This window comes from Actinobacillus succinogenes 130Z (genome assembly GCF_000017245.1).
Classification (GTDB): Bacteria; Pseudomonadota; Gammaproteobacteria; order Enterobacterales; family Pasteurellaceae; genus Exercitatus; species Exercitatus succinogenes.
In genome coordinates this window covers 1,936,601-1,962,849 of the sequence record NC_009655.1, presented here as the reverse complement: position 1 = coordinate 1,962,849, position 26,249 = coordinate 1,936,601, and the positions used below count along the sequence as shown (strand labels likewise).

The following is a 26,249-nucleotide window of genomic DNA, read 5'->3' as shown; positions in this document are numbered from 1 at the left end:
TAACTGTTTTATTTTTCAGCCGTTTCGGGAAATTTTATGAAAAAAAAGATTGTATTTAGAACGTTAACCGTGATTGCCGCAATGATGTTAGTCGCCTGTTCTTCGAGTAAAACCGCCAAATCGCCTTCCGCCCGTGTTACGGCACAAGCATCCAATGCCGAGATGATGCAGTTTGGAGCGAAATATAAAGGACGGAGTTACAATACCATGCCGTTCGCTACAGTTTCCCGTATTGATGTGGACGGCAACGACGGCATTGTAAATCAGGGGGACTTTTTAACGCAAATTTCAAACGTACGTAATTATTCCGGTCGCATCTCATCCGCTTTTGCCGCTAATTACAACAAAATACAGCAATGGGTGGTATCCGGCGCCAATATAAACGAGCTGACGAACTTCGGTATTCATCCGCAGATTATGTCCGGAATGGACGGTTTTCAGAATGTTTTGATGACGGGGTATTATTCTCCGGTGATCAAAGTACGCGGTTCCCGGCAGGGCGAATTCCAGCAACCGATTTATGCTTTGCCGGCACAAAAACGGTTTACCCGCGCACAGATTTACAACGGTGCTTTGGACGGCAAAGGCCTGGAATTAGCTTATAGTAATTCAATGATCGATAATTTTTTGCTGGGCGTGCAGGGTAGCGGTTTTGTAGATTACGGCAACGGTCGTTTGCAGTATTTGGCCTATGCGGGACAGAACGGTTATCCTTACACGGCGATCGCCCGTCTGTTGGTGGAAGACGGCGAAATTCCGAAAGAAAAAATGTCGGTACAGGCTATCCGCGAGTGGGCGGCGCGTAACCCGTCCCGCCTACAGGAATTGCTGGAGCGAAACGAATCTTATGTGTATTTTAAGCATGACCCGTCCGGTCAAGTGAAGGGCGCGGCCGGCGTACCGTTAATACCGATGGCGGCAGTAGCTTCGGATAAACATCTGATCCCGATGGGATCGGTCTTGTTGGTGGAAGTGCCGGAAATCGACAACGCCGGAAATTGGACGGGCACACATCATTTAAACTTAATGGTAGCCTTGGATGTGGGCGGTGCCGTGAACAGCCATCACTTCGATTTATATCGCGGCGTGGGTGACGATGCGGGGCATATTTCCGGTTTATCCAAACACTACGGACGCGTTTGGGTGTTGCGTTAAGGCGAATTATGACTGAACGTATCGATAATTATGCACAACGGTTCGGCGGAATCGGTCGCTTGTACGGTCCGGAAGGGTTAGCCCGTCTGCGTCAGGCGCATATCGCGGTAATTGGTATCGGCGGCGTAGGTTCTTGGGCGGTGGAAGCCCTTGCCCGTTCCGGTATCGGACAAATCACTATGATTGATATGGATGATATTTGCGTTACCAACTTTAACCGTCAAATCCACGCCTTAACGGGGGATATCGGTAAACTGAAAACCGAGGCGATGAAAGAACGGATTAAGCGTATCAACCCCGAATGCCGGGTAAATATTATCGACGATTTTCTTACTCCGGAGAATTTGGCCGATTATTTGAATCGCGGTTACGATTATGTCATTGATGCTATTGACAGCGTACGTGTAAAAGCGGCGTTAATTGCTTATTGCCAACGGCAAAAAATCAACGTAATCACCGTCGGCGGAGCCGGCGGACAGACGGATCCGTCGCAGATTAGAATCGCGGATTTAAGTAAAACCGTTCAGGATCCGCTCGTTTCTAAAGTGCGGTCAATTTTGCGCAAGGATTATCATTTCAGCCGGAATCCGAAACGTAAATTCGGTGTCGATTGCGTGTTTTCCACCCAACCGTTGATTTTTCCTAAAACCGGTGAGGGATGTGAAGTTTCGGCGTCAATGAATTGTGCGAACGGATTCGGAGCGGCAACGATGATTACCGCCACTTTCGGTTTTTTTGCGGTGTCCCGGGTCATGACTAAAATTTTAGCCGAATCAGCATAAAATCTACTGGCTTTTTGTTTAAAAAGAGAGTAGTTTATCGCGGTTTTTGAGAATTGTTCTTACTTATAGGAGAAAAACAATGACCGCATTTTCTTTTCAAAAAACCTTGCTTGCGGGAACCTTATTGGCGCTTTGCGCCGGTGCGCAGGCAAATGTCGTAACTTCGGTGAAACCGTTGAGTTTTATCGCTTCATCTATCGCAGAGGGCGTGACGGAGGTAGAAACTATCGTACCGCCCGGTGCTTCGCCTCATGATTACAATCTTAAACCTTCCGACGTACAAAAAATAAAATCGGCGGATTTGTTGCTTTGGATTGGTAAAGATGTGGACGGTTTTTTAGAAAAAAGTATTCACCAAATTGATCACGGAAAAGTCATTGAAATTGCTGAAATAGACAGCGTTACGCCATTGTTAACCAAATCTGCCCACCATCACCATGACCATGAAGATCATCATGAACACGAACACAGTCATGCTCATAAACACGGGCCTCACGATATACATGACGATGACGAACACGAGCATGATGAAGATGAAAACGGATTAAGTGTAAACTGGCATGTTTGGTATTCGCCGCAAATCAGCCGGATAGTCGCTTCAGAAGTAGCGGAAAAACTGACGGCGCAATATCCGGATAAAAAAGCGCAAATCGAACAAAATCTGCAAAATTTCGACCGCACTTTACAGCTTCAAAGCGAAAAAATCCGTACGCAACTCGCAGCGGTGAAAGATCGCGGGTTTTATGTTTTCCACGATGCCTACGGCTATTTCAATCAGGCTTACGGCTTAAACCAAATCGGCGCTTTCACCATTAATCCGCTGGTGGCGCCCGGAGCGAAGACTTTGGCGACCATCAAGGCGGAAATTGCCGAGCATAAAGTGTCCTGTTTGTTTGCCGAGCCACAATTTACGCCGAAAGTGATTGAATCGCTCAGCAAAGGAACCGAGGTGAAAATCGGACGTTTGGACCCCATGGGCGAGAGTGTGAAGTTGAGTAAAAACGCCTACACGGACTTTTTGCAAGCTACCGCGGACAGTTATTTTCATTGCTTAAACAAGTAGTTTTATAATAACGAGGCATGTGTAAACATGCCTCTTCTTTTGCCCTTTTGCAGGGGAATTTTTCTTGTTATCATTTGTCTGATAATTTATAAAATTTTACGTTGATAGGGTTATGTGGAAGAAAGTCGGTTTGCTGTTCGTCCTTGTGTTGGCGGGATTGGTGTTGTCCGTGCCTTATTGGCTGACACCTGTCAATGCGGCGAAATGGGTAAACCGTTTTCTGGTTCCCGATTTTAAAATTACCCTTTCTCCTGCTTGGCTCTGGCAAACGACCGGTATGGAATTGCCTCATGCGTCGGTTTATTCCGAAGCGGGACAGTGTTATATTGCCGAAGCGGATAATCTGAAACTGCATTGGTGGAATCTGTACCGTCTTTCCGCGCAAACCCTGAGCTTGGATTACGCTTGTTTAACAAAATTACCCGCCGATGAAGAAAATAAAACGTCTGTAAATTTGACCGCACTTTGGGGTTGGTTGCCTGAGGGGGAATTGGATATTCAATCTTTCCAATTACGTAATGCCGACGCCTTATCCGTTCCCGCTACTCAACCGTTATTAACGAATCCGTTACGGCTTACGCTGAATTTGCAGCCGAACAAGGCGACGATCGCCGCACAGGTACAACAGCAAAGTGAGATCATTTTTCGGTTGGACTCTGCGCTTCAACCGTTGTCCGGCGGTGATTTTCTGTTGTCGGGTAATGCCGCCTATCAGCCGGAATCCGGACAATCTTATCTGCTGACATTCAATACTTCTCTTAATCAAAATTTACTGATTGCGCCGACGACGGGCGAATTTAGCGGGCATTGGCATGTGCCGGATTTTTCCGTGCCGACAGGAGAGTTTAAGGTAAAGTGGAAAGAGCAGGAAGGAACCATTAGTGCGACTAATTTAACGGCAAATAAGCCGTTATTGGATGTGCCCGTGCATTTTTCTGCAGAGCGGCTGGAAATTAAAAAAGGGTTGGCATATTGGGATTTTGACGGCGATCAACCGCTCAAAGCCTTTGTGGATTTAACCCTGAATATGCCGAAAGAGGGCTGGTTTCCTATGACGTCCGATGTGGATATTCTGTTGCAGTCTTTCGGTCAATTAGGCAAAGGCGAGATGGTTATTTCCGGTGAAAAAGGCGAAATTAGTCCTGAGCGTATTTATGTGCCGCTGAAAGGGCGCGGAGACCTGCGTTACGGCAATACGGTAGCGTATACCAATCTCACTTTTAACGCAGGCGGTAATTTTGAAGATCCTTTCGTGCATTTCCGTCCGGGTTCCATTTTTAAAATGGATAATGAATTCGACGAAACCAAGTTACACGTACGTTTGCCGCTGAATGATATTTTGGTGGGACGTTTCGGTTTGGAAGGTCGTTTGCAGGCGTTATTGCAAGGCTCGACACCGCAGTTTAGCAATATTGATTTGAAACTGGACGGACAGGCAAGAGAATTTATTGCGGGGCTGAAAACCGTTTTTTCCATTCGGGATAAACGGCAGAAATTAAGACGCATTGAAAATATCGTGTTAAACCGTTGGGATTGGAGTGTGCGGGGCAGTGCCGTGTGGAAAGCGTTAAAAACGCCGTTGAAAGTAAAAGGCGCGGGTTTCTGGGAGGGTGATCATGTGGAATTAACCACGCTACATGCCGATTCCGGTAATGTGGATACGGCCGGTGTGAAAATTCCTAAAATCGAACTGGAACTGAAAGATCGCCTTCGCTGGAATTACACGGAAAACCATTTACGCGGACTGATGCAAGCACGTGCCGATTGGGTGGAATTCGATTACGGCGGGCGCTTTATTCGTCCCGTATTCGGGGTGGGTGTGGACGGAAAAAGCATTTCGGACTTTAATTTAGCCGGTGATTTGAAAGCGGGTATGCTGGGACCGCTGGATGTTCGGGCGCACTACGGCGATAACAAAATGGTGGGGAAAATCGCTTGGAACGAACAATCCGCCCGAGTGTTCCAACCGCTTTTCCCGTATAAATGGGAATGGCGCATTCATCGGGGCACGATTAAAGGCGAAACGGATTTTATTATTGATGAAAACGGAGTGTTGATGGACGGCGATTTGAATGTGCGTAACGGTGAAATTTCTCTGCCGGACGGTGAAATCAAAGGCATTCGGATTCAGTTTCCGTTTCGTTATCACAATTATCAGTTGAGTGCCAATCGGAAACCGATTCAAGTGAGTATGCGTTCTCTCCGTTTGGGGGCGTTATCAATTGATGATGCGAAAATGACGGTACAGGGAGACTATCCTTATTCGACGGCCAAGCCGTTCAAATTGCGTAATATTTTTTTACGTGCCTTTGACGGAACAGTGGAAATTCCTCGTTTGAATTTTCCGCAAACCCGGATTTCCGAAGTCAAACTGCATGGGATTGATGTCGATAAAGTGCTGGGTATGGCGGATTATCACCACTTAACGCTGAAAGGACGGATTAATGCGTCATTACCGTTTTGGCTGAATGATCATGATTGCGTGATTTGTAACGGCACGATTGAACAGGCTGAAACCTTGTATCTTAAATTGGGCGACGAGTTGGTGACAGGGTTAAAATCCGGCGGTTGGACGGAAAGTATTTTGGCGGATTTGGTTCAGGAAATGAATTTAGAAAGCTTAAATGCATCCGTAAATCTGGCACCGGACGGCGTAATGAATCTGAAATCGCAAATAACCGGTTATAATCCGCAAAAGAAAAGTCACAATCCGATAACCTTGAATTATAATCATCGGGAAAATATGTACGAATTGTGGAGTATGATCGATTACGGGTCGCAATTTGAACAGAATTTAGAATATCAATTAAATCAATAATTATGAAAAAATCATCGAAATTCGGACCGCACTTTTGCGGGCGGTATATTGCATTTTTATTCGCTATTCCGGTGTTTAACGTGACGGGATTAACCGGCTGTACGCCGAAGGTTCAGCTGGAAACCCCTAAAGAGGGGATTACCATTAACATGAATGTGGTTGTGGATCACAATATCAGTGTAAAAATGGACGATAAAACCCGAGAGGCGGTAACGGAGCGATAGGATAAAAGTATGTTTGAACAAGAACAATGGCAGCCGACGGCAAATGTGGAAACTTTATTTGCCCGTGCAAAAATTATAAACAATATTCGCCGGTTTTTTACCGATCGCGGCGTATTGGAAGTGGAAACGCCGATATTAAGCGAGTTTGGCGTAACGGACGTGCATCTTTCCACTTTCAGTACGGAATTTGTGGCGCCACAGGCGGAACGGTCCAAAACCTTATGGCTGAATACCAGCCCCGAGTATCATATGAAACGCTTGCTCGCTGCCGGTACGGGTGCAATTTTTCAGCTTTGCCATGTTTTTCGTAACGAGGAGGCGGGCAGCCGTCACAATCCCGAATTTACCATGCTGGAATGGTATCGACCGCATTTCGATATGTACCGTCTGATTAATGAGGTGGACGATTTATTGCAACAGATTCTGGATTGCGAACCGGCGGAAAGTATGAGTTATCAGTTTGCTTTTCAGGAATTTGTCGGTGTCGATCCCCTTTCGGCGGAACGTCCTATTTTAGTGGAATTAGCGCGTAAATATAATTTTATGTGCGATTTAGACGAAGATCGCGATACCTTGCTGCAATTTTTATTCAGTACCGTAGTCGAACCGAAAATCGGACAGGAACGTCCTGTCGCCGTATATCATTTTCCGGCGACCCAAGCGGCGTTAGCGCAAATCAGTTCGGAAGATCACAGGGTGGCGGAACGTTTTGAGTTTTATTACAAAGGATTGGAGCTTGCCAACGGCTTCCATGAATTAACGGATCATCGCGAGCAATTACACCGCTTCGAACAGGATAACGTACAGCGGGCAAAATTAGCGCTGCCGCAGCGGGAAATCGATCGCCGTCTACTTGGTGCCTTACAGGCCGGCGTGCCGAACACTTCGGGGGTGGCGCTGGGCGTGGATCGCTTGGTAATGATCGCGCTGGATAAAAAACGTATTGAAGAGGTGATGGCATTCGCTATTAACAACGCTTAACGCCGATTTATCCCATGGTAACAAGTGCGGTGAAAAAATATTGTGTTTTTTCACCGCACTTTTCTTTCGGCGATATTAAGTCAATAAAATTAATTTGTTCCCCGTACCTCTAAAATAAATACTTCGGACTGGGAAGCCAACCGCATCGGCACGCCCCAGAATCCGTAACCCGAGGTGACGAAAAAATTCACATTGTTGATTTGCCTAAAGCCGTAATCCAACGGATAGGTCATTTTAATCAGCAGATTCGCCGGAAAAATCTGGCCTTTATGAGTGTGTCCCGATACCTGAATATCAATCGGTAACTGGCTGTGCGCCAACATATCCGTCGGGCGGTGATCCATCAGAAATACCGGTAAATCGGTGTTGACACCCTGTAGTAACGTTTTTGCGCTCGGACGGTTCGGCATAAGATCGTCATTACGACCGATAACGGTAAACTGACCGTTCACCTGCACCGCTTCATCCTTTAACAGATGAATGCCGGTTTTACGTATTTCATTTTCAATCCGCAGTTCGTCACCGAATAAATCATGATTTCCTAAAGTTGCATAAACGCCCAGCGGCGCCTGTAATTTGGCTAAATGGGGCTGCATTTTTTCCGCCAGATAGGTATCCACATTATCGTCCATAATATCACCGGGCAGTAAAATCAGATCCGCTTTTTCCCGCCGGAAAATTTCCGCCAATTTGTCCATTTGTTTGCCGCCGAAGTATTTGCCGAGATGAAAATCGCTGGCAACGCCAATACGTAAAGGCTGGATGGGTTTATTCAGGCGAACCTGATAATGGTGTACAACCGGAGTGTAGGCATTATACAGACTTAATCCGAACAAACCGATTAACGCCGGTACGTAAAGTATGCGCAGCACACGACTGAGTGTTTTCCGTTCAAACCAGATTTTACCGATATGAAATATCACAAATGTGACGAACCCGGTTAACGCGATGAAATATAAAACGACCAGAATTAAGGCGTTGAGCCGAAAATTTTGGTATAACCGGAAAAATATATTGGACAGAATAAAAACGTTGGCGGCAATCCCGAACCCGACAGAAATCCAGCGCAAGGATTTCGGATTGCATTTATCCTGCAGCAGCCAACGCAAGGTGTAATGAAACAGAACCAAAAAAAACTGCAGTGCCGTAATAATGACGGCAAAAATTATGTAATAACGTGTCTCCAAAATAAATCCTAAATTTTAAACCTTAAATATTGAATGTTATGCGTAGCGACACCGTCTTTCACGGAGAAAGACGCTACGTGTGTACGCGTGAACGAATTGCTCATGATTTTCGACAACCGCCGGAAAGTTTACGTTCACAAAACTTTGATTTTTATGACCGCACTTACCGAGGGCCATTTTAATGTTTATTTATCTTTATATTTTCGTCGTTTCGCCGGTTTCGGCAGTATATCTTTCGGCGCCATTTCCTGTTCCTGATAATCAAAAACCGGAAAGCCCCAACTGAAATAAATGGCAAGCAGGCGGAAGATGAAGCCGGCGGTTAAGGTGAACAAAATATTCAAATTCAGCGGCACATTGAGATTCTGCAAACCGATGTACAGACAAGCGGTAAGAAAGGCGATTACCGCATACAGTTCTTTCTGAAAGATCAGCGGAATACGGTTGCAGAGAATATCCCGTAATACGCCGCCGAATGCACCGGTTAAAATGGCGGAAATACTGGCGACGGTTAAACCGTAACCCATATCCAGCGCCACTTGTGTACCTAAAATGGAAAACAGGATGAGCCCCAATCCGTCCAAGACCAAAAAGACCGTGCGAAAGGAACGGTTAAAGTGGCTGATTAAAGGTGCGATTAAGACCGTAGCAAAGGCAGTGATGACGACAATCAATACATATTCCGGGTGGGCGATAAAGAAAAGCGGGTAGTGCCCAAGCACAATATCGCGCATGGCGCCGCCGCCCAATGCGGGCATGAAGGCGATGACCACCACACCGAAAATATCCATTTTTTCGCGTCCGGCGGATAGGGCGCCGGTCATGGCTTCGACAATCAAGCCGATAAAAAATAAAACGTCTAACATTATGAACGGGCTTTCTTTTTAATCTTGCTGATCCGGCTTTCGATGATACCGTCCGCAACTTGCGTTCGTAGGGTTTCATCCGGTCGGATTTGGGCGATGGAGGTAACGGCGATGCCTTGTTCGTTTTGTGCGATAGAGTAGCCGCGGGCAAGCACTTTCAGCGGGCTTAAACCGTCTAATTTACCGCACAGATTTGCCAGTTTGTGCCGCCGTACGGAAAGATTATTTTCAACGGCAAAATTCAGGCGGGCATGCAGTTGTTCCATGTATTGGCATTGTTTTTGCACTCGATAAGGCAGCGGATTTTGCCGCAGCCGGGTGGCAAGTGCGGTTAATTTATTGCGATTTTTTTCCATTAATCGCGTTATCGCCGCCGTCAAACGCTGGGTTAATAACGCCGTACGCTGCGACTGTATATTCAACTGATTTTGCGGATGTTGATTCTGCAACCGTAATATTAAACGTTGCAACCGCTGATGTTGCAGACTGATAATCCGATCCAACGCCATATCCAGCCGTTGCCGTTTATAGTTTAACTGTTGGCGCAGTTCGTCCTGATTACGACTGACTAATTCCGCCGCGGCGGAAGGCGTCGGTGCGCGTACGTCGGCGACAAAATCCGCAATGGTGACATCGGTTTCATGTCCTACGGCACTGATAACGGGCAAGGTGGAATCAAAAATCGCCCGTGCCACCGCTTCTTCGTTGAAACACCATAAATCTTCCAGCGAACCGCCGCCTCGCCCTACAATCAGTACGTCAACTTCCCGGCGGACATTTGCCAGTTCAATCATTTCCACGATTTCGCCGGCGGCCTCTTTTCCCTGTACGGCACAGGGATAAATCACCACTTTCAGATTAGGATCACGGCGTTTCAGAATGTGCAGGATATCCTGCAACGCGGCCCCGGTAGGTGAGGTGATGACCCCCACGGTTTTGCAAAAGTGCGGTAGATTTTTCTTTAGATTTTGCGCGAATAAACCTTCCGCCGCCAGTTTCATCTTAAGCTGTTCGAATTGCTGCTGTAACAAGCCTTCGCCCGCCGGATGCATAGATTCGATTATCAGTTGGTAATCGCCGCGCGGTTCATACAGACTGACAGCCGCCCGCACCAGTACCTGTATACCGTTTTGCGGACGAAAACCGACGCGCATATTTTTCATACGGAACATGGCGGCGCGCACCTGAGAATTTTCGTCTTTCAGCGTGAGATACCAATGTCCGGACACCGGCTGGCTGAAGTTGGAAATTTCGCCTGTCAGCCATACCAGACCGAGCTGTCCTTCCAACAGCATTTTTGCCGCATGGTTAAGTTGGGAAACGGAATAAATATTGGCGTTGTTCATAAGCCCTAATATCCGAGAAAAAAGCACGGCGAACCGTGCTATGTGAATTATTCGACGGTGACGGAGGTAATCACCACATCTTCTTTCGGCACATCCTGATGGAAACCGGCGTTGCCCGTTTTCACACCTTTGATTTTGTCTACCACATCCATGCCTTCGACCACTTCGCCGAAGACGGCATAGCCCCATTCCTGCACCACTTCGCGTCCGAACATTTCTTTCGCACGATAATCAAGGAACGTGTTATCCGCGACGTTGATGAAGAATTGCGCGGTGGCGGAATGCGGATCGGAGGTGCGCGCCATGGCGATGGTACCGCGTTTGTTGCTTAAACGGTTATTCGCTTCATTTTGAATCGGTGCGTTGGTGGCTTTTTCGCGCATACCGCTTTCCATGCCGCCGCCCTGAATCATAAATCCGTCGATAACGCGGTGGAAAATTGTGTTATCATAGAACCCCGATTTGCAGTAATCTTCGAAGTTTTTTGCCGTAACCGGCGCTTTCTCATGGTTTAACTCGATTTTAATGTCGCCGAAATTAGTGTGTAACGTAATCATTATTTTTCCTTTCTTTGGGGATTGAATTTCGGCTTGCATTATTCCATAAAAAGCCAATTAGTGCTATAAAGTGCGGTCAGATTTCACTGAATTTTAACGGACATTTTATGCTAAAAATTTTCAACACCCTCACTCGCGAAAAAGAAGAATTTAAGCCTATCAACCAGAATCAGGTAGGTATGTACGTATGCGGTGTGACCGTATACGATTTATGCCATTTCGGTCATGGGCGTACCTTTGTGTCTTTTGACGTGATTACCCGTTATCTCCGTTTTCTGGGTTATAACCTGCGTTATGTGCGCAACATTACCGATGTGGACGACAAAATCATCAAACGCGCGTTGGAAAACAATGAAACCTGCGATCAGTTGGTTGAGCGTATGATTGCGGAAATGCACAAAGATTTTGACGCATTAAATATTTTGCGACCGGATGCGGAGCCGCGCGCCACTAAGCATATACCCGAAATTATCGCCATGGTGGATGCCCTGCTGCAACGCGGACATGCTTATCTGGCGGCAGACGGCGATGTGATGTTCGATGTGGAGTCTTTTCAAAAATACGGCGCCCTTTCCCGCCAGAATTTGGAACAATTACAAGCCGGTGCGCGGGTGGAAATTAAATCGGTGAAGAAAAATCCGATGGATTTCGTGCTGTGGAAAATGTCCAAACCGAACGAACCGAGTTGGGATTCGCCTTGGGGTAAAGGCCGTCCGGGCTGGCATATCGAATGTTCGGCGATGAACAGTAAAGAACTCGGCAATCATTTTGATATTCACGGCGGCGGTTCGGATTTAATGTTTCCGCATCATGAAAACGAAATCGCTCAATCCTGTTGCGCGCACGACGGCGAATACGTGAATTACTGGCTGCATACGGGCATGCTGACGATTAATGAAGAAAAAATGTCCAAATCCCTCAATAATTTCTTTACTATTCGCGATATTTTAACTAAATACGATGCGGAAAGCGTACGCTATTTCTTTTTAACCGCTCAATACCGCAGTTTGCTGGATTACAGCGAAGAAAATATCGGCTTGGCGCGGAAAGCCCTGGAACGTTTGTATACGGCGCTGCGCGGTTGCGATTGGAATAGCGAACTGCCCGCCCAAGATCAATATGTCGGTGCATTTAAAGACGCTATGGATGATGATTTCAACACGCCTGGCGCATTAGCGGTGTTGTTTGAACTTGCCCGTGAAATCAATAAACTGAAAGCGGAAAATCCGGCGCAAGCGAATCACTTAGCGGCGCGTTTAAAACATCTGGCGGGCGTGCTGGGCTTATTGGAACAAGATCCCGAAGCCTTTTTACAAGGCGGTGCGGAGAATGAGGAAGTCGGCAAAATCGAAGCTTTAATCAAACAGCGTAATGACGCCCGCGCCGAGAAAAACTGGGCGGCTGCCGATGCCGCCCGCGATGCGTTGAAAGAAATGGGCGTAGTGCTGGAAGACGGCGCCAACGGCACCAGTTGGCGTAAGTTGTAAGCGGAATCCGGTTAAAATTATCAAGTGCGGTCAAAAATGTTACAGTTTTTCACCGCACTTTTTTCATCTTGTTATTTTATGTAACTTTTTGTTCTAAAAAACCGTGTTGTTTAGATTGAAATTAAACGGTTTCTGTTGTTAAATCATCAACAGATTGTGAATTTATTTTTGAAGGATTTTTATGTGCCAGTTACTCGGTATGAACTGCAACGTTCCCACCGATATTGTGTTCTCGTTTGAAGGCTTCCGCCGTCGTGCGGGGCTGACCGACACTCATTCCGACGGATTCGGGATCGCTTTTTTCGAAGGCAAAGGCGTGCGTATTTTTCGTGACGAAAAACCCGCCGCGGTTTCGCCTATCGCCGATTGTGTCAAACAGTACAATATCAAATCGCTGAATGTGATTGCGCATATCCGTAAAGCGACGCAGGGCGAAGTGAGCATTGTGAACACTCACCCGTTTATCCGTGAAATCTGGGGCGAAAATTGGGTATTCGCCCATAACGGTAATTTAAAGGCATTGCCGGATTTGTCAGGTTGTTATTGTCGTCCCATCGGTTCCACCGATTCCGAGGCGGCGTTTTGTTATATTGCCGATCAATTGAAAAAACGTTATTGCAGCAAACCGTCGGAAGACGAAATTTTCGGTATTATTCAGGAAATCACGCTGGAACTGGGGCGGTACGGCACCTTTAATTTTATTTTGTCCAACGGCGAATGGATGATTGCCCATTGTTCCACTAATCTGCATTATGTCACGCGTCGTGCGCCGTTTTGCAAGGTGCAGCGTGTCGACGACGACGGCGTGATCGATTTCAAAAATTACACCACGGAAAAAGACAAAGTCACCATTATCACCACTTTTCCGCTGACCAAAAATGAAAACTGGATCAAAATGGAACATGGCGGTTTTGTTTTCTTCAAAGACGGGGAAAAAATCCGGGAAATTATGGGCGTGAAAAAAGAACCGGCGGACGACGGCACGTTGGGCACGGCGTCGCGTTGATTGTTATCGGGCGAATTCGACGGTTCGTCCTTTATTGCGGCGATAAGAAAGGGCGTAGTGATACGCCCTGAAAAACAATGCAAAAAATCGACCGCACTTTAATCGATTTTATTTTCCGCTTTCGGCAGAATTAAATTCAGAATAATCGCCACAATGGCACACAGGCTGATTCCTTTGATGGACATGCCGCCCACATCCACAAACATACCGCCGATCCCGAAGGTCATCACCACGGAAATAATGCAGAGATTGCGTGCTTCCGTCACATCCACTTTGCCACGGATTAACGTACTCATGCCCACTACGGCGATGGAACCGAATACCAGCATCATAATGCCTCCCATGACGATAGTCGGAATAGAGCCGAGGAACGCCCCCACTTTGCCGCAGAAGGAAATAGCGATTGCCCAGATAGCCGCCCAAGTCATGATATTCGGATTGAAGTTACGCGTTAACATCACGGCGCCGGTAACTTCCGCATAAGTGGTATTCGGCGGACCGCCCAGCATGGATGCCGTTGCCGTTGCCACGCCGTCGCCCAGTAACGTACGGTGTAAACCCGGTTTTTTCAGGAAATCTTTGCCGGTAACGGAACTGATTGCCATAATGCCGCCTACGTGTTCCACCGCCGGTGCAATGGCGATAGGCAATAAGTATAAAATCGCTTCCAGTTTAAATTCCGGTGTAGTGATATTCGGCAGGCTGAACCAAGGCGCGTCGATGACCTTCTGGAAATCGATTAGCCCAAGGAATAAACATAATACATAGCCTACGGCGATACCGAACATAATCGGAATCAGTTTCATCATGCCTTTCCCGAACACCGCTACCAAAAGGGTAGTCAGCAAGGTGACAAGCGACACCAGAATGGCGTCGTTATAGGCATAAGCACTGCCTTTACCCACCGCCATATCCACCGCAACAGGCGCCAAGCCCATGCCGATAATAATGATTACCGGGCCGACCACCACCGGCGGGAAAATCCGTTCCAATGCCGCTACGCCGCGCAGTTTCACCAGCGTGCTTAACGCCAGATAAACCAAACCGGTACAGGCCAGACCGCCCATAGTAACGGCAATCCCCCAGGTTTGTACGCCGTATTGAATCGGTGCGATAAAGGCAAAGGAAGACGCCAGAAAAATCGGCACTTGTTTGCCCGTGCAGAATTGGAATAACAGCGTACCTACGCCGGCGGTGAGCAACGCCGTATTGGCATCCAGCCCGGTAATTAACGGCACCAGTACCAAGGCGCCGAAAGCCACGAACAGCATTTGCAAACCGACAAAAACTTGTTTGGCGCCGCTTTGTTTTTCTTCAATTTGAGTTGTCATTAGGTTCTCTCACAGACGAACATAGATAAGTTTGAGTTCGTCAAAAACATGGTAAAAATCGACCGCACTTTGCAGGTTAAGCCGACAAAAGTGCGGTCAAAAAAACGGTTATTTTGTTCCGAAAATTTTATCGCCTGCGTCACCTAAACCCGGCACGATGTAGCCTTGTTCGTTTAAGTGACTGTCGATTGATGCGGTATAGACTTCAATATCCGGATGTGCCGCTTCCAACGCTTTAATCCCTTCCGGCGCCGCCACCAGCACTAACACTTTGATTTGTTTACAGCCCTTTTGTTTTAACAGATCGATAGTGGCAATCATGGAACCGCCGGTCGCTAACATCGGGTCAACCACAATGGCTAAGCGCTCTTCCAAATCGCTCGCCAGTTTTTGGAAATAAGGTACCGGTTCAAGGGTTTCTTCGTTACGGTACATACCCACCACACTGATACGCGCGCTCGGAATATGTTCCAACACCCCGTCCATCATGCCAAGGCCGGCGCGTAAAATAGGTACTACGGTAACTTTTTTACCTTTAATGCGATCGATTTCCACATCGCCGCACCAACCGTCGATAATTACTTTTTCCGTTTCCAGATCCGAAGTGGCTTCATAGGTTAATAAGCTGCCCACTTCTGTGGCGAGTTCGCGGAAGTTTTTGGTACTGATGTCCGCCGCACGCATTAAACCTAATTTGTGTTTGACTAATGGATGTTTAACTTCGACTAATTTCATGGAATCTTCCTTCTTTTTTTGCAAAATTACTTGATTGTAAAGGAATTGCCGTACCACTTCAATGAAGTGCGTCACAATTCCCACAAAAAAGTGCGGTTAAATTTAACCGCACTTTTGTCTATTTATTGGAACCTTCAGGGTGTAAGCCGATGCCTTGATGACGTTCTTTAAGTTTGTCAATCACATCTCCCCAAGCTAAATTTTCGTTTTGCAGCAATACGGTTAAGTGATACAGCAAATCCGCCGCTTCGGAAACGGTTTCCGCACGATCTTTCGCCATTGCCGCCAAAACGGTTTCCACCGCTTCTTCGCCCACTTTCTGGGCAATTTTTTTGGTACCTTTATGATAGAGCTTCGCGGTGTAAGATACATTCGGATCCGCATTTTTCCGCTCGGCAAGTTCCCGTTCAAGCTTTGCAAACCACGTCCAATCGCCTTCCGATTGGGTTTCAAATTGGTGGAAACAGCTTTCTTTACCTGTGTGGCAGGTCGGACCGATAGGATTCGCCAGAATCAGTAAAGTATCGTTATCGCAATCCAAACTCATATCCACCACATTCAAAAAATGTCCCGAAGTCTCACCCTTCGTCCATAAGCGTTGCTTAGTGCGGGAGAAAAATGTCACGATCTTCTCATCACAGGTTTTAGCCAAGGCTTCTTCATTCATATAACCCAACATTAACACTTCGCAGGTTTGGAAGTGTTGGATGATGACGGGTAACAGTTGATCTACTTTTTGCCAATCTATATTTTTAATATTCATAATATACCTGTAGGGTGGGCATGCTTGCCCACCATTAAAATGTTTCGGTGGGCAAGCATGCCCACCCTACGACTATCGGCGAATCTCCACACCTTCTTTCGTAAGATACGCTTTCAATTCGCCAATATTAATAATTTGCTTATGAAACACGCTCGCTGCCAAGGCGCCGTCCACATTCGCTTCCACAAACGCATCTCGGAAGTGAACCGTTTCACCGGCACCACCGGAAGCGATAAGCGGTACTTTGCACACTTCACGCACTTTTTTCAGTTGTACTAAATCGTAACCGTTACGTACGCCGTCTTGGTTCATCATATTCAGCACGATTTCGCCTGCGCCACGTTGTTGCACTTCTTTGACCCAGTCGAGTAACTGCCAGTTGGTTTGGCGGGTGCGGCTTTCATCGCCCGTGTATTGATTGACCCAGTATTTGCCTGTTTCCTTTTCAAACCAGCTGTCTATGCCCACCACAATCGCCTGCACACCGAAACGATCTGCCAAAGCGGTGATTAAATTCGGATCGGCAAGTGCGGGTGAATTGATGGAAATTTTATCCGCCCCGAAAGCGAAAATCTGTTCCGCATCGGCAATGGTCTTAATTCCGCCCGCCACGCAAAACGGAATATCGATCACTTCCGCTACACGTTCCACCCAGCTTTTATCGACGGTGCGTCCGTCTGATGAGGCGGTAATATCGTAAAACACTAACTCGTCCGCCCCTTCTTCGGCATAGCGTTTTGCCAGCGGTACGATGTCGCCGATAATTTCGTGGTTACGGAACTGTACGCCTTTTACTACTTGCCCGTCCCGTACATCTAAACAAGGAATTATCCGTTTTGCCAACATTCGATCGCCTCCGCTACATTAAATTTACCTTCTAACAACGCACGCCCGACAATCACACCGGCCACCCCCAAGCCTTTTAACGCGGCAATATCGGCTAAACTACCAATTCCGCCCGATGATTGGAACTGAATTTCGGGGTATTTAGTACAAATTTCTTTGTACAAATTCACGTTTGAACCTGCCAGTGTGCCGTCACGGGAAATATCGGTGCATAACACGTGCTGCAAACCCACCGATTGATAATCTTCAATCAATTCTTCCAACGATACACCGCTGGCCTCTTGCCAGCCGCTAACCGCGATGATTTTTTGACCGCTGGCGTCAATGTTTACATCCAACGCCAGCACGAATTTCTCCGCCCCGTATTTCTCAAACCAGCCTTTTACCATTTCAGGCCGTTTAACCGCTGTGGAACCGATGACTACACGGTTTGCACCGACCGCTAACAGATCCGCTACATCTTGTTCTGTACGGATGCCGCCGCCTACTTGGATCTTGCATTTCGTAGCTTCGATAATTTTGCCGATGAGTTCGGTTTGGCGTTTAACCGGATCTTTTGCACCGGTTAAATCCACCAAGTGCAGTTGCTGCGCTCCTTGATCGACATAGCATTGAAACTGCGCGATAGGGTTATCGCTGTAAAGAGTTTGTTGTGCGTAATCCCCCTGGTACAGGCGGACAACCTGTCCTTCGATCAAGTCAAGCGCGGGAATAATTATTGATTTTTTCATGGTATTTTCCTGTATCTTTATTTCTGTTTTAAAATTCCGGCGTATTAAAAAATGCGCTTTCGCTTGATTTCTGAGCTAACTTATCCGCTTGTTTATAAAGCGTTTTCTTATAACCCTCCGCAAGCGGCGGGCAATCAATGGCTTTATCCAAAACGGTTTTGTCTAGGTCTTTTGCCGGTTGAGATAATAAACCGTGCACTACGGCGACCGTCATCTCCGGATAAGGGCGTTTAATTAGCTCGAGTTTATCGCCCGGTGAAATGACGCCGCTTTGCAACACCCGCACATACCAGCCGACTAAGCCCGTTTCCACTACGGTTTTGCGGGTTTCCGGCATTTCGGTATTTTTTGATAAGGTATTGCAGGGTTTACGCGGTTGACACACTTCCACAAGGGCAGAACCAATGCGATACCGATCGCCGATACAAACGCTGTTTTCATCTAATTCCGACACTACAAAATTTTCGCCGAAACGGGAATCCTGCAAATAATCGTAATTTAAGCGCAAAAGTGCGGTCAGTTTTTCTAAAGATTTTTGCGCCATAAAAAACAAGGCTTTATCCGTACCGCCGTGATGTTTTTTGTCGGCCACATCATTGCCTTGCGCACCAAGTCGGTGAACCCGTACGTTATTCACCGCTTTTTTCCGGATTGCCGTTACAATGTCGGAACCGTCGGAAAGCGAGAGTGTTTCCGCTTGGGCGACTTTAACCGCCAGAATATAAGACATTACAGATTCTCCACAAAATTTTTCAACAACAACGCCCCGTTTTTCCCCGATCTTTCAGGGTGAAACTGCACGCCGTAGAAGTTTTTGTTAGCAATCGCCGCCGAGAAATCCACGCCGTAATTACTCGTTGCAATCGTATTTTCATTCGGTAACACCGCATAACTATGCACAAAATAGAAATGGCTGTCTTGCTCGATACCGGTGAACAGCGGATGATTTTCCACATAACGCACACGATTCCAGCCCATATGCGGCAACGGCAGCCCTGTATTTGGGATTAGCTCGGTTTTGCCGCTCATTAGGTTGAGCGTGTCCAAATTGCCTTCTTCCGAAAATGCGGTCATCAACTGCATGCCTAAACAGATCCCAAGCATTGGCTGAGTGGCATTTTGAATGGTTTCAATCAGCTTACGTTCTTTTAAGATCCGCATCGCCGCCGCAGCCGTACCCACTCCGGGAAGCAATAGTTTATCGGCGGATTGAATTTTATTGAGATCTCGTGAAATTTCCGTTTGAATCTCCAAACGGTCGAATGCAAATTTTACAGATGACAGGTTTGCACAGCCTGTGTCGATGATGATTAAATTGGTCATAATTATTTTAATTTATTGATTGTTACAGCGCCTTCATGTTGATACGCTTGGAATAACTTCATAACTTTTGCCTGTTTCATTTATTGCAAACGGTAAAATTCTCAAAAACACCGTAAAAACCCGACCGCACTTTTCCCATGCCCGAAACCGTTTGCGCAAATTCTTCCCGATTCTATCAGATAAATCCGCAAAATGGTTTATATCTTTCGCGGTATTACGAAAAAGGCGATTGCCGCCAGTGCCGACATGGTGATGAACATGGTTTGCGGCGATAACGGGTAGATTTTTCCGCAGATCATGGTCATCACGGCGACGCCTAAACAGTTTGCCAAGCCGCTGTATAAGGACTGTAATTTGACGATGGCGTTTTGCGGTTGTCGGGCGATGTAACGGATCATAGCGAAGTGCATGACGGCGAAGGTGAGCGCGTGAAATGTCTGTAATAATGCCAGCCATGCAATAGACGTTGTGCCGCCGTACACCGCCCATCGAATGACGGCGGCGGAGGTTGCCAGTAACATTAAATTACGGACGGACCAATGCCCGAATAAGCGTTTAGAGAAGAAAAACAGCAGAATTTCCGCCGCCACGGCGCAACCCCATAGCAGACTGGTGAGCTGTACGGGAATGCCGTTTTCATTCCAGTAAAGCATGCTGTAAACGTAATAACCGGCGTGGGAACCCTGAATGAGAAAGGCCGCGAGCAACATTCCGGCGTGGTTCGAATTTTTCAGTAATGTCCGGTAATTGATCGAATTTTTGACCGCACTTTCCGCGTTGTCATGCGGTTTGGGGTGCGGGTTAAGCATTAACAGCAATGCATAGAACACAAAAAGTGCGGTCAGAATCCAGATAATATTTTGTTCGCCGGTGAAACGGATAAGTTGTCCGACCGTAATCAGCGCGATAGTGAACGCCAGCGAACCGAGCAGACGTGCTTTGCCGTAATCCAGTTCCAGCTGTTGTTGCCAAGTGTTGGCGAGGCTGTCGGTTAGCGGCATGCCGGCGGCGTTCAACATGCTGAAAATACCGATACTGACGAATAATAACCAGAAATTCTGCGCCGTCACCGCCATCACACAAGTCGTCGCTACCATTGTCCAAGCGATTAAACGCAGGGCGGTGAAAAGCTGGTGGCTGTGTTTAATCATTCGTCCGAAAAAAAAGCTGCCGATAAATCGGAAAAAATAGGACGAGGACAGAATAATGCCGACGAATTCTGCGTCGTAGGCGTGAGATTTTACCCACACCGGCAAATACGGCACCAGTACGCCGTAGGCGAGAAAGTAACCGAAAAAGGCGAATGCCAGCCAGTTGAAAGGAGAGAGTTGCATCAGAATAATTTTTCCATTTCCTGTGAACGGGCGACGCAAGCCTGCATGGCAAGCTGTAGGGTGCGGGCGAATTGATGTTCGTTGAACACCGCCAGCGCCGCGGCTGTCGTACCGCCTTTAGAGGTAACGTTTTCCCGTAACAGGGAAAGCGGCGTTTGCGGATTTTCAATCGCCATTTTAGCCGCACCCAGAGCAGATTGCTGAATCAGTTTGCGTGCTTGTTCATCGGTTAACCCCATGGTTAACAGCGTTTGCTGCATGGCTTCCATAAACAGGAAAAAGTAAGCGGGACTGGAACCGGAAGCGGCGGTGACGATGTGCATATCCGATTCCTTTTCCACCCAACAGATTTCTCCCACCGCTGTCAGCAATGCTGCCGCTTGCCGTTTTAATTCGTCAGGTACATTTTCCGGTGCGAATAAGCCGGACATGGCGGCCGATACTAGGGCGGGCGTATTCGGCATCACACGAACGATATAACGAACAGTCGGAAAAAGCGCGGTCAATCTTCGCACCGGAATTGCCGCCATAATGGAAATTAATAATTTATCGGAAAAATCGACCGCACTTAGGCTTTGTGCCAATTCCGCCGCAGCTTGCGGTTTTATTGCAAGCACCACGATTTCCGCCTGTACGGCGGCGGTTTCGGGATTTTGCGTTATTCGTACGCCTTGTGCGGCAAATAAATCGCGTTTGGCTTGGTTGCGGTCGCAAACGGTAATTTTGTCGGCGGGGTAGCCTTGTTTTAACAACCCGAAGACAATGGCCTGCGCCATATTGCCGCCGCCGATAAAATAGAGGGATTTATGTGACATGATTTTCAGCGCTTTTTCATTTTTTAAGGTAGATCACATTCTAATGAAATTTAGAAAAAACTAAACCCCGAGTTTAGTATTCTTTTTCAGGATTTATGATAGACTACCGCTCAGATTTGCCAATAGGCTTTAGGGAAATGAATATATGAGCGCCTTTTTAAATTTATACCGTAATACTTTATCGTGGCCGTTGTCTTTTTTGGTGAAAGACAATCCGATCCCCAACAATCCCGTTGAAGAACTGACACTTAATATCGAACAACCTATCGTTTATGTTTTGCCTTACACGTCGCAGACCGATCTCGTAGTATTGCGCAAAAACTGCCTTAGCCTAGGGTTGCCGGACCCTTTTCTGGATAATCGGATCGAAGGTAAAGTGCTGCCGCGTTATGTTTTTTTAGATGAAGGACACCAATTTTTCAAATCGAAAGGAGCAAAAAAGGAAACGGAGAAAGTTTTCAAAAATTATTTGGAATTGCACCGCACTTCGGCCGATTTAGACGTGCAGGTGGTGCCGGTTTCCGTGCTGTGGGGGCGTTCACCGGGGCGTGAAGATAAAGGTTTACCGAAACTGCGTTTATTGAACGGTTTGCAGAAAACTATCGCGGCGATTTGGTTCGGGCGGGATACTTTCGTGCGTTTTTCACAGGCGATGTCTATGCGTTATATGGTGAACGAATACGGTGAAGATGAAAAATTAGCGCAAAAATTGCCGCGTATCGCCAAAATGCACTTTGCCAAACAACGCATTTCCGCAACGGGACCGCGTTTACCGAACCGTCAGGCGATGTTCAATAAACTATTGCAGCATCCCGCCGTACTGCAGGCGATTGAAGACGAAGCGCGCGGTAAAAATATGACAAAAGAAAAAGCCCGTAAAGAAGCGGAAAAAATTCTGAACGAAATTGCCGCCGATACCAATTACAGCAGTTTGCGGGTAGCGGATCGTCTGTTGGGTTGGTTATGGAACAAACTTTATCAGGGGATTGAAGTAGAACATGCCGATCGCGTGCGTCGTTTGGCGTTGGAAGGGCATGAAATCGTTTATGTGCCGTGCCACCGCAGTCATATCGATTATTTGCTGCTTTCATATGTGCTGTATCACCAAGGGTTGGTGCCGCCTCATATTGCGGCGGGTATCAACCTGAATTTCTGGCCGGTGGGGCGTATTTTCCGTAGCTGGGGGGCGTTTTTTATTCGACGTACGTTTAAAGGCAACCGTCTGTATTCCACGCTTTTTCGCGAATATTTGGGCGAATTGTTCCATCGCGGTTATTCCGTGGAATATTTTATTGAAGGCGGACGTTCGCGTACCGGTCGTTTATTAACGCCGAAAACGGGGATGATGTCTATGACGCTGCAGGCGTTGCAGCAAGGTCAAACCCGTCCGATTTCCATTGTGCCGGTATATGTGGGGTATGAACACGTGCTGGAAGTGGATACCTACGCCAAAGAATTACGCGGTGCGGCGAAAGAAAAAGAAAATGCGGGTTTGGTGTTGCGGGTAATTAAAAAATTACGCAATCTTGGCCGCGGTTTTGTTAATTTCGGCGAGCCTATTACGCTCAGTACTTATTTAAATCGGCATTTCCCGGAATGGAAAAACGAAGGACGGGACGAACGCCCGCTCTGGTTTAATAAAGCGGTGGATGCCGTATCCCGCCAAGTGATGGTGAACATCAATAAAGCGGCGGCGGTAAATGCTATGAATTTAACGGGCACGGCGTTATTATCCTCCCGTCAGCGTGCGTTATCGCGCGAACAGTTGCTGGAGCAGCTGGAAAGTTATCAGCAATATTTGCTGAATGTCAGTTATTCCGACGACATTATTATTCCGAGCGCTCCACCGAAAGAATTGCTGGATCACGTATTGGGTTTGGATCGTGTCGGAATTCTGATCGAAAAAGACAATTTCGGCGAATTGGTGCGGTTGGAGCGTAATCATGCGGTATTGATGACCTATTATCGTAATAATATTCAGCATTTATTAGTGCTGCCGTCTTTGGTGGCCAGTATTGTGTTGCATCATGAGGCTATTCAGAAAGATCTGGTGTTGACATCGGTAGAAAAACTTTATCCGTTCTTAAAAGCCGAGCTGTTCATGCATTTGCCGCCGGAAGCTCTGCGCGAAAAAGTGGAACGTATTATTGCGGAACTGCATCGTCAGCAACTGATTAAACTGAATGAAAATATTTTAAGCATTAACCGTCCGCGTGTGCGTACGTTGCAATTATGGTCGGCGGGAATGCGCGAAATTTTACAGCGTTATTTGATTACTGTTGCTATTTTATTACAGGATCCGGCAATTTCGCGCGGCAAACTGGAAAAAGAAAGCCAGTCAATCGCTCAACGTTTGTCCGTACTGCACGGGATTAATTCGCCGGAATTCTTCGATAAAGCGGTGTTCTCCACCTTTATCGCCAGTTTGAAAGACAACGGCTATTTTGATACTTCCGGCAATGCGGATGTAACGAAACTGCAGGGCATGGCGGATATTCTTGAACACGTCATTTCCACCGAAATCAATTTAACCATTAAAAGTGCGGTGGAAACTGCGGTAGATTTGGATGAGATTGAGAGTGAATAAGCGGTGAAAGATTCGGCATTAGTAGAACTTTTTCTTAACGATATTTGGTTGGAAAAAGGACTGTCTGAAAATACTATTCAATCCTATCGGTTAGATTTAGCCGCGCTTTGCGATTGGTTGAACGCTCATAGTTTGTCTTTGATTTCACTGGATGCCGTGGATTTACAAAGTTTCTTAGGACAACGGGTGGAAGCGGGCTATAAAGCCACCAGTACCGCCCGTTTACTGAGTGCCATGCGCAAACTGTTTCAATATCTTTATCGGGAAAATTACCGCCCGGATGACCCCAGCGCTACGTTGAGTTCGCCTAAGTTGCCGACCCGGTTACCGAAATATTTAACGGAACAGCAGGTGAATGATTTGCTCAGCGTACCGAGTACCGATGTGCCGTTGGAATTGCGGGATAAAGCCATGTTGGAATTGCTTTACGCCACCGGTTTGCGGGTGACGGAACTGGTTTCCCTTTCCATGGATAATATCAGTTTGTCGCAAGGCGTGGTGCGGGTGATCGGAAAAGGCAATAAAGAGCGCATTGTGCCTATGGGGGAGGAGGCGGCGTATTGGGTGGGCGAGTTTATTCGTTACGGACGCGCGATGTTGCTGAACGGACAGAGCTCGGACGTGGTATTTCCCAGCCGTCGCGCTTTGCAGATGACGCGTCAGACTTTCTGGCACCGGATTAAATATTATGCGGTGTTGGCGGATATTGACGGCGACAGCCTGTCGCCTCACGTTTTGCGTCATGCTTTCGCTACTCATTTGGTAAATCACGGTGCGGATTTACGTGTGGTGCAGATGTTACTGGGGCACAGCGATTTATCCACTACACAAATTTACACGCACGTAGCTAAAGAACGGCTTAAGCGATTGCATGAAAAATTTCATCCGCGCGGTTAATCCGTTCTTTCTAAAAGATAAAAGTGCGGCTCGAAATTTAATGTTTTCGACCGCACTTTTTCTGTTATGAACATTAGGCTAATACGGCAAAAGCGTTATCAGCCGCTTTAAGCGTTTGTTCAATATCCGCATCGGAATGCGCGAGGGACATGAAACCGGCTTCGAAAGCGGAAGGGGCGAGATAGACGCCTTGTTCCAGCATTAAATGGAAGAAACGGTTGAATTTCGCGACGTCACATTTCATGACGTCCTGGAAATTGGTGACCTCCGGCACATCGGTAAAGAATAATCCGAACATACCGCCCACATATTGTGCAATGAAAGGCACTCCGTGTTTCTTCGCCAAGGTTTTCAAGCCTTCTGCCAGTTGTTGCGTTTTTTCCGCTAATTGTTGTTCATTGCCCGGTTTGGATAATTCGGTGAGGCAGGCTAGCCCCGCCGCCATGGCGATCGGATTACCCGATAGGGTTCCCGCCTGATAAACCGGACCGGTCGGTGCGATGTATTCCATAATTTCCCGTTTACCGCCGAACGCGCCTACCGGCATTCCGCCGCCGATAATTTTACCGAGCGCAGTTAAATCCGGCGTTACGCCGTAATAAGCTTGCGCACCGCCTAACGCCACACGGAAACCGGTCATGACTTCATCAATGATAAGTAATGCGCCGTATTGATCGCAGAGTTCGCGCACCCCTTGCAGGAATCCGGGTTTGGGCGGAACACAATTCATATTGCCCGCCACCGGTTCGATAATTAAGCAAGCGATGTCTTGCGGATATCGTTCGAAAGCGCATTTAACGGAATTCAGATCATTATACGTACAGGTTAAAGTATGTTTGGCAAAATCTTCCGGTACGCCGGGAGAACTGGGTTGTCCTAGGGTTAATGCGCCGGAACCGGCCTTTACTAATAGGGAATCGGAGTGACCGTGGTAGCAGCCTTCGAATTTAATTATTTTGTCACGTTTTGTGTAACCGCGAGCCAGACGAATCGCCGACATGGTGGCTTCCGTGCCGGAACTGACCATACGTACCAATTCGATAGAAGGAATCAGCCTGCATACTAATTCAGCCAAAGTGATTTCGCCTTCGGTCGGTGCGCCGAAGCTCAAACCGTTCGGCACGGCTTTCAATACGGCGTCGATAATGGCCGGATGATTGTGACCCAGTACCATCGGTCCCCATGAGCCGACATAATCTATGTATTGTTTGCCGTCCGTATCCGTAATATAGGCTCCCGCCGCTTTTTGGATAAAAACCGGGGTTCCGCCGACGCCTTTAAAAGCTCGTACAGGCGAGTTTACACCGCCCGGAATGACTTGTCGGGCGCGTTGAAAAAGTGCGGTCGAATTTGACATAATTTTTCCTGTAATCTGCAAAGTGAATGAAACAAAGGTTTCGGTATTGTACTTGAAA

Annotated in this window: 24 protein-coding genes; 10 read left to right on the top strand and 14 right to left on the bottom strand. The window is 47.2% G+C overall.

What is annotated here, in order from left to right; translation table 11 throughout:
• Positions 1-36: 36 nt before the first annotated feature.
• The 6 genes from mltA to epmA all read left to right on the top strand — a co-directional run bounded on the left by mltA (position 37) and on the right by epmA (position 7,023).
• A complete protein-coding gene (gene mltA / locus ASUC_RS09225; RefSeq protein ID WP_012073513.1) occupies positions 37-1,155 on the top strand; it encodes a murein transglycosylase A in 1,119 nt (372 codons plus the stop codon).
• 8 nt (positions 1,156-1,163) lie between these two features.
• Entirely contained in the window at positions 1,164-1,937 is a 774-nt protein-coding gene (gene tcdA / locus ASUC_RS09220) for a tRNA cyclic N6-threonylcarbamoyladenosine(37) synthase TcdA (protein WP_012073512.1), read from the top strand.
• A 79-nt stretch (positions 1,938-2,016) separates the two neighbouring features.
• Positions 2,017-3,000 (top strand): zinc ABC transporter substrate-binding protein ZnuA, encoded by a 984-nt coding sequence (gene znuA / locus ASUC_RS09215; protein WP_012073511.1) that lies wholly within the window; start codon positions 2,017-2,019, stop codon positions 2,998-3,000.
• Positions 3,001-3,112: 112 nt separating this feature from the next.
• Positions 3,113-5,818 carry a YdbH family protein gene (locus tag ASUC_RS09210; protein WP_012073510.1) on the top strand — a complete coding sequence of 902 codons (2,706 nt, stop codon included), beginning with the start codon at positions 3,113-3,115 and terminating at the stop codon, positions 5,816-5,818.
• Positions 5,819-5,820: 2 nt separating this feature from the next.
• Positions 5,821-6,042, top strand: coding sequence for a YnbE family lipoprotein (locus ASUC_RS09205; RefSeq protein ID WP_012073509.1), 222 nt, complete (start codon positions 5,821-5,823; stop codon positions 6,040-6,042).
• 9 nt (positions 6,043-6,051) lie between these two features.
• Complete coding sequence (gene epmA, locus ASUC_RS09200) at positions 6,052-7,023, top strand: elongation factor P--(R)-beta-lysine ligase (RefSeq protein ID WP_012073508.1); 972 nt, start codon at positions 6,052-6,054, stop codon at positions 7,021-7,023.
• Positions 7,024-7,112: 89 nt separating this feature from the next.
• Here epmA and ASUC_RS09195 read toward each other — a convergent pair whose 3' ends face one another.
• The 4 genes from ASUC_RS09195 to ASUC_RS09180 form a co-directional block, all read right to left on the bottom strand.
• Positions 7,113-8,210, bottom strand: a complete 1,098-nt coding sequence (locus tag ASUC_RS09195; protein ID WP_012073507.1) for a metallophosphoesterase — start codon at positions 8,208-8,210, stop codon at positions 7,113-7,115.
• Positions 8,211-8,395: 185 nt separating this feature from the next.
• Positions 8,396-9,079: a trimeric intracellular cation channel family protein gene (locus tag ASUC_RS09190; RefSeq protein WP_041834664.1), complete on the bottom strand. Its 684-nt coding sequence runs from the start codon at positions 9,077-9,079 to the stop codon at positions 8,396-8,398.
• Positions 9,076-10,422 (bottom strand): exodeoxyribonuclease VII large subunit, encoded by a 1,347-nt coding sequence (xseA, locus tag ASUC_RS09185; RefSeq protein WP_012073505.1) that lies wholly within the window; start codon positions 10,420-10,422, stop codon positions 9,076-9,078. The genes ASUC_RS09190 and xseA overlap by 4 nt, the downstream gene beginning before the upstream one ends.
• 47 nt (positions 10,423-10,469) lie before the next feature.
• Positions 10,470-10,979, bottom strand: a complete 510-nt coding sequence (locus ASUC_RS09180) for a peptidylprolyl isomerase (RefSeq protein ID WP_012073504.1) — start codon at positions 10,977-10,979, stop codon at positions 10,470-10,472.
• A gap of 107 nt (positions 10,980-11,086) precedes the next feature.
• Between ASUC_RS09180 and cysS the strand changes: the two genes are divergently transcribed.
• Complete coding sequence (gene cysS / locus ASUC_RS09175; protein ID WP_012073503.1) at positions 11,087-12,466, top strand: cysteine--tRNA ligase; 1,380 nt, start codon at positions 11,087-11,089, stop codon at positions 12,464-12,466.
• A 181-nt stretch (positions 12,467-12,647) separates the two neighbouring features.
• Positions 12,648-13,472 carry a class II glutamine amidotransferase gene (locus tag ASUC_RS09170; RefSeq protein ID WP_012073502.1) on the top strand — a complete coding sequence of 275 codons (825 nt, stop codon included), beginning with the start codon at positions 12,648-12,650 and terminating at the stop codon, positions 13,470-13,472.
• 98 nt (positions 13,473-13,570) lie between these two features.
• On the opposite strand, the gene ASUC_RS09165 is transcribed toward ASUC_RS09170, so the two are convergent.
• From ASUC_RS09165 to proC, 9 genes are all read right to left on the bottom strand, one after another.
• Entirely contained in the window at positions 13,571-14,803 is a 1,233-nt protein-coding gene (locus tag ASUC_RS09165) for a nucleobase:cation symporter-2 family protein (RefSeq protein ID WP_012073501.1), read from the bottom strand.
• A gap of 108 nt (positions 14,804-14,911) precedes the next feature.
• Entirely contained in the window at positions 14,912-15,538 is a 627-nt protein-coding gene (gene upp, locus ASUC_RS09160; protein WP_012073500.1) for a uracil phosphoribosyltransferase, read from the bottom strand.
• 118 nt (positions 15,539-15,656) lie between these two features.
• Positions 15,657-16,301 (bottom strand): bifunctional phosphoribosyl-AMP cyclohydrolase/phosphoribosyl-ATP diphosphatase HisIE, encoded by a 645-nt coding sequence (gene hisIE / locus ASUC_RS09155; RefSeq protein ID WP_012073499.1) that lies wholly within the window; start codon positions 16,299-16,301, stop codon positions 15,657-15,659.
• A gap of 72 nt (positions 16,302-16,373) precedes the next feature.
• Positions 16,374-17,147 (bottom strand): imidazole glycerol phosphate synthase subunit HisF, encoded by a 774-nt coding sequence (gene hisF / locus ASUC_RS09150; protein ID WP_012073498.1) that lies wholly within the window; start codon positions 17,145-17,147, stop codon positions 16,374-16,376.
• Complete coding sequence (hisA, locus tag ASUC_RS09145; RefSeq protein ID WP_012073497.1) at positions 17,129-17,878, bottom strand: 1-(5-phosphoribosyl)-5-[(5-phosphoribosylamino)methylideneamino]imidazole-4-carboxamide isomerase; 750 nt, start codon at positions 17,876-17,878, stop codon at positions 17,129-17,131. The genes hisF and hisA overlap by 19 nt, the downstream gene beginning before the upstream one ends.
• A 28-nt stretch (positions 17,879-17,906) precedes the next feature.
• The gene (locus tag ASUC_RS09140; protein WP_012073496.1) at positions 17,907-18,608 is read right to left on the bottom strand and encodes an MOSC domain-containing protein; all 702 of its coding nucleotides are present in this window, start codon (positions 18,606-18,608) and stop codon (positions 17,907-17,909) included.
• Positions 18,608-19,201 carry an imidazole glycerol phosphate synthase subunit HisH gene (gene hisH / locus ASUC_RS09135; RefSeq protein WP_012073495.1) on the bottom strand — a complete coding sequence of 198 codons (594 nt, stop codon included), beginning with the start codon at positions 19,199-19,201 and terminating at the stop codon, positions 18,608-18,610. Before hisH ends, ASUC_RS09140 begins: the two co-directional genes overlap by 1 nt.
• Before the next feature lie 197 nt (positions 19,202-19,398).
• Complete coding sequence (locus ASUC_RS09130; protein WP_012073494.1) at positions 19,399-20,535, bottom strand: 3-phenylpropionate MFS transporter; 1,137 nt, start codon at positions 20,533-20,535, stop codon at positions 19,399-19,401.
• Positions 20,535-21,350 carry a pyrroline-5-carboxylate reductase gene (gene proC / locus ASUC_RS09125; RefSeq protein ID WP_012073493.1) on the bottom strand — a complete coding sequence of 272 codons (816 nt, stop codon included), beginning with the start codon at positions 21,348-21,350 and terminating at the stop codon, positions 20,535-20,537. The genes ASUC_RS09130 and proC overlap by 1 nt, the downstream gene beginning before the upstream one ends.
• Positions 21,351-21,495: 145 nt before the next feature.
• On the opposite strand from proC, the gene plsB reads away from it, so the two are divergent.
• Both plsB and xerD read left to right on the top strand, forming a co-directional pair.
• Positions 21,496-23,937: a glycerol-3-phosphate 1-O-acyltransferase PlsB gene (gene plsB / locus ASUC_RS09120; RefSeq protein WP_012073492.1), complete on the top strand. Its 2,442-nt coding sequence runs from the start codon at positions 21,496-21,498 to the stop codon at positions 23,935-23,937.
• A gap of 3 nt (positions 23,938-23,940) precedes the next feature.
• Positions 23,941-24,834, top strand: a complete 894-nt coding sequence (gene xerD, locus ASUC_RS09115) for a site-specific tyrosine recombinase XerD (RefSeq protein WP_012073491.1) — start codon at positions 23,941-23,943, stop codon at positions 24,832-24,834.
• A gap of 73 nt (positions 24,835-24,907) precedes the next feature.
• Here xerD and hemL read toward each other — a convergent pair whose 3' ends face one another.
• Positions 24,908-26,191, bottom strand: coding sequence for a glutamate-1-semialdehyde 2,1-aminomutase (gene hemL, locus ASUC_RS09110; protein WP_012073490.1), 1,284 nt, complete (start codon positions 26,189-26,191; stop codon positions 24,908-24,910).
• Positions 26,192-26,249: the final 58 nt, after the last annotated feature.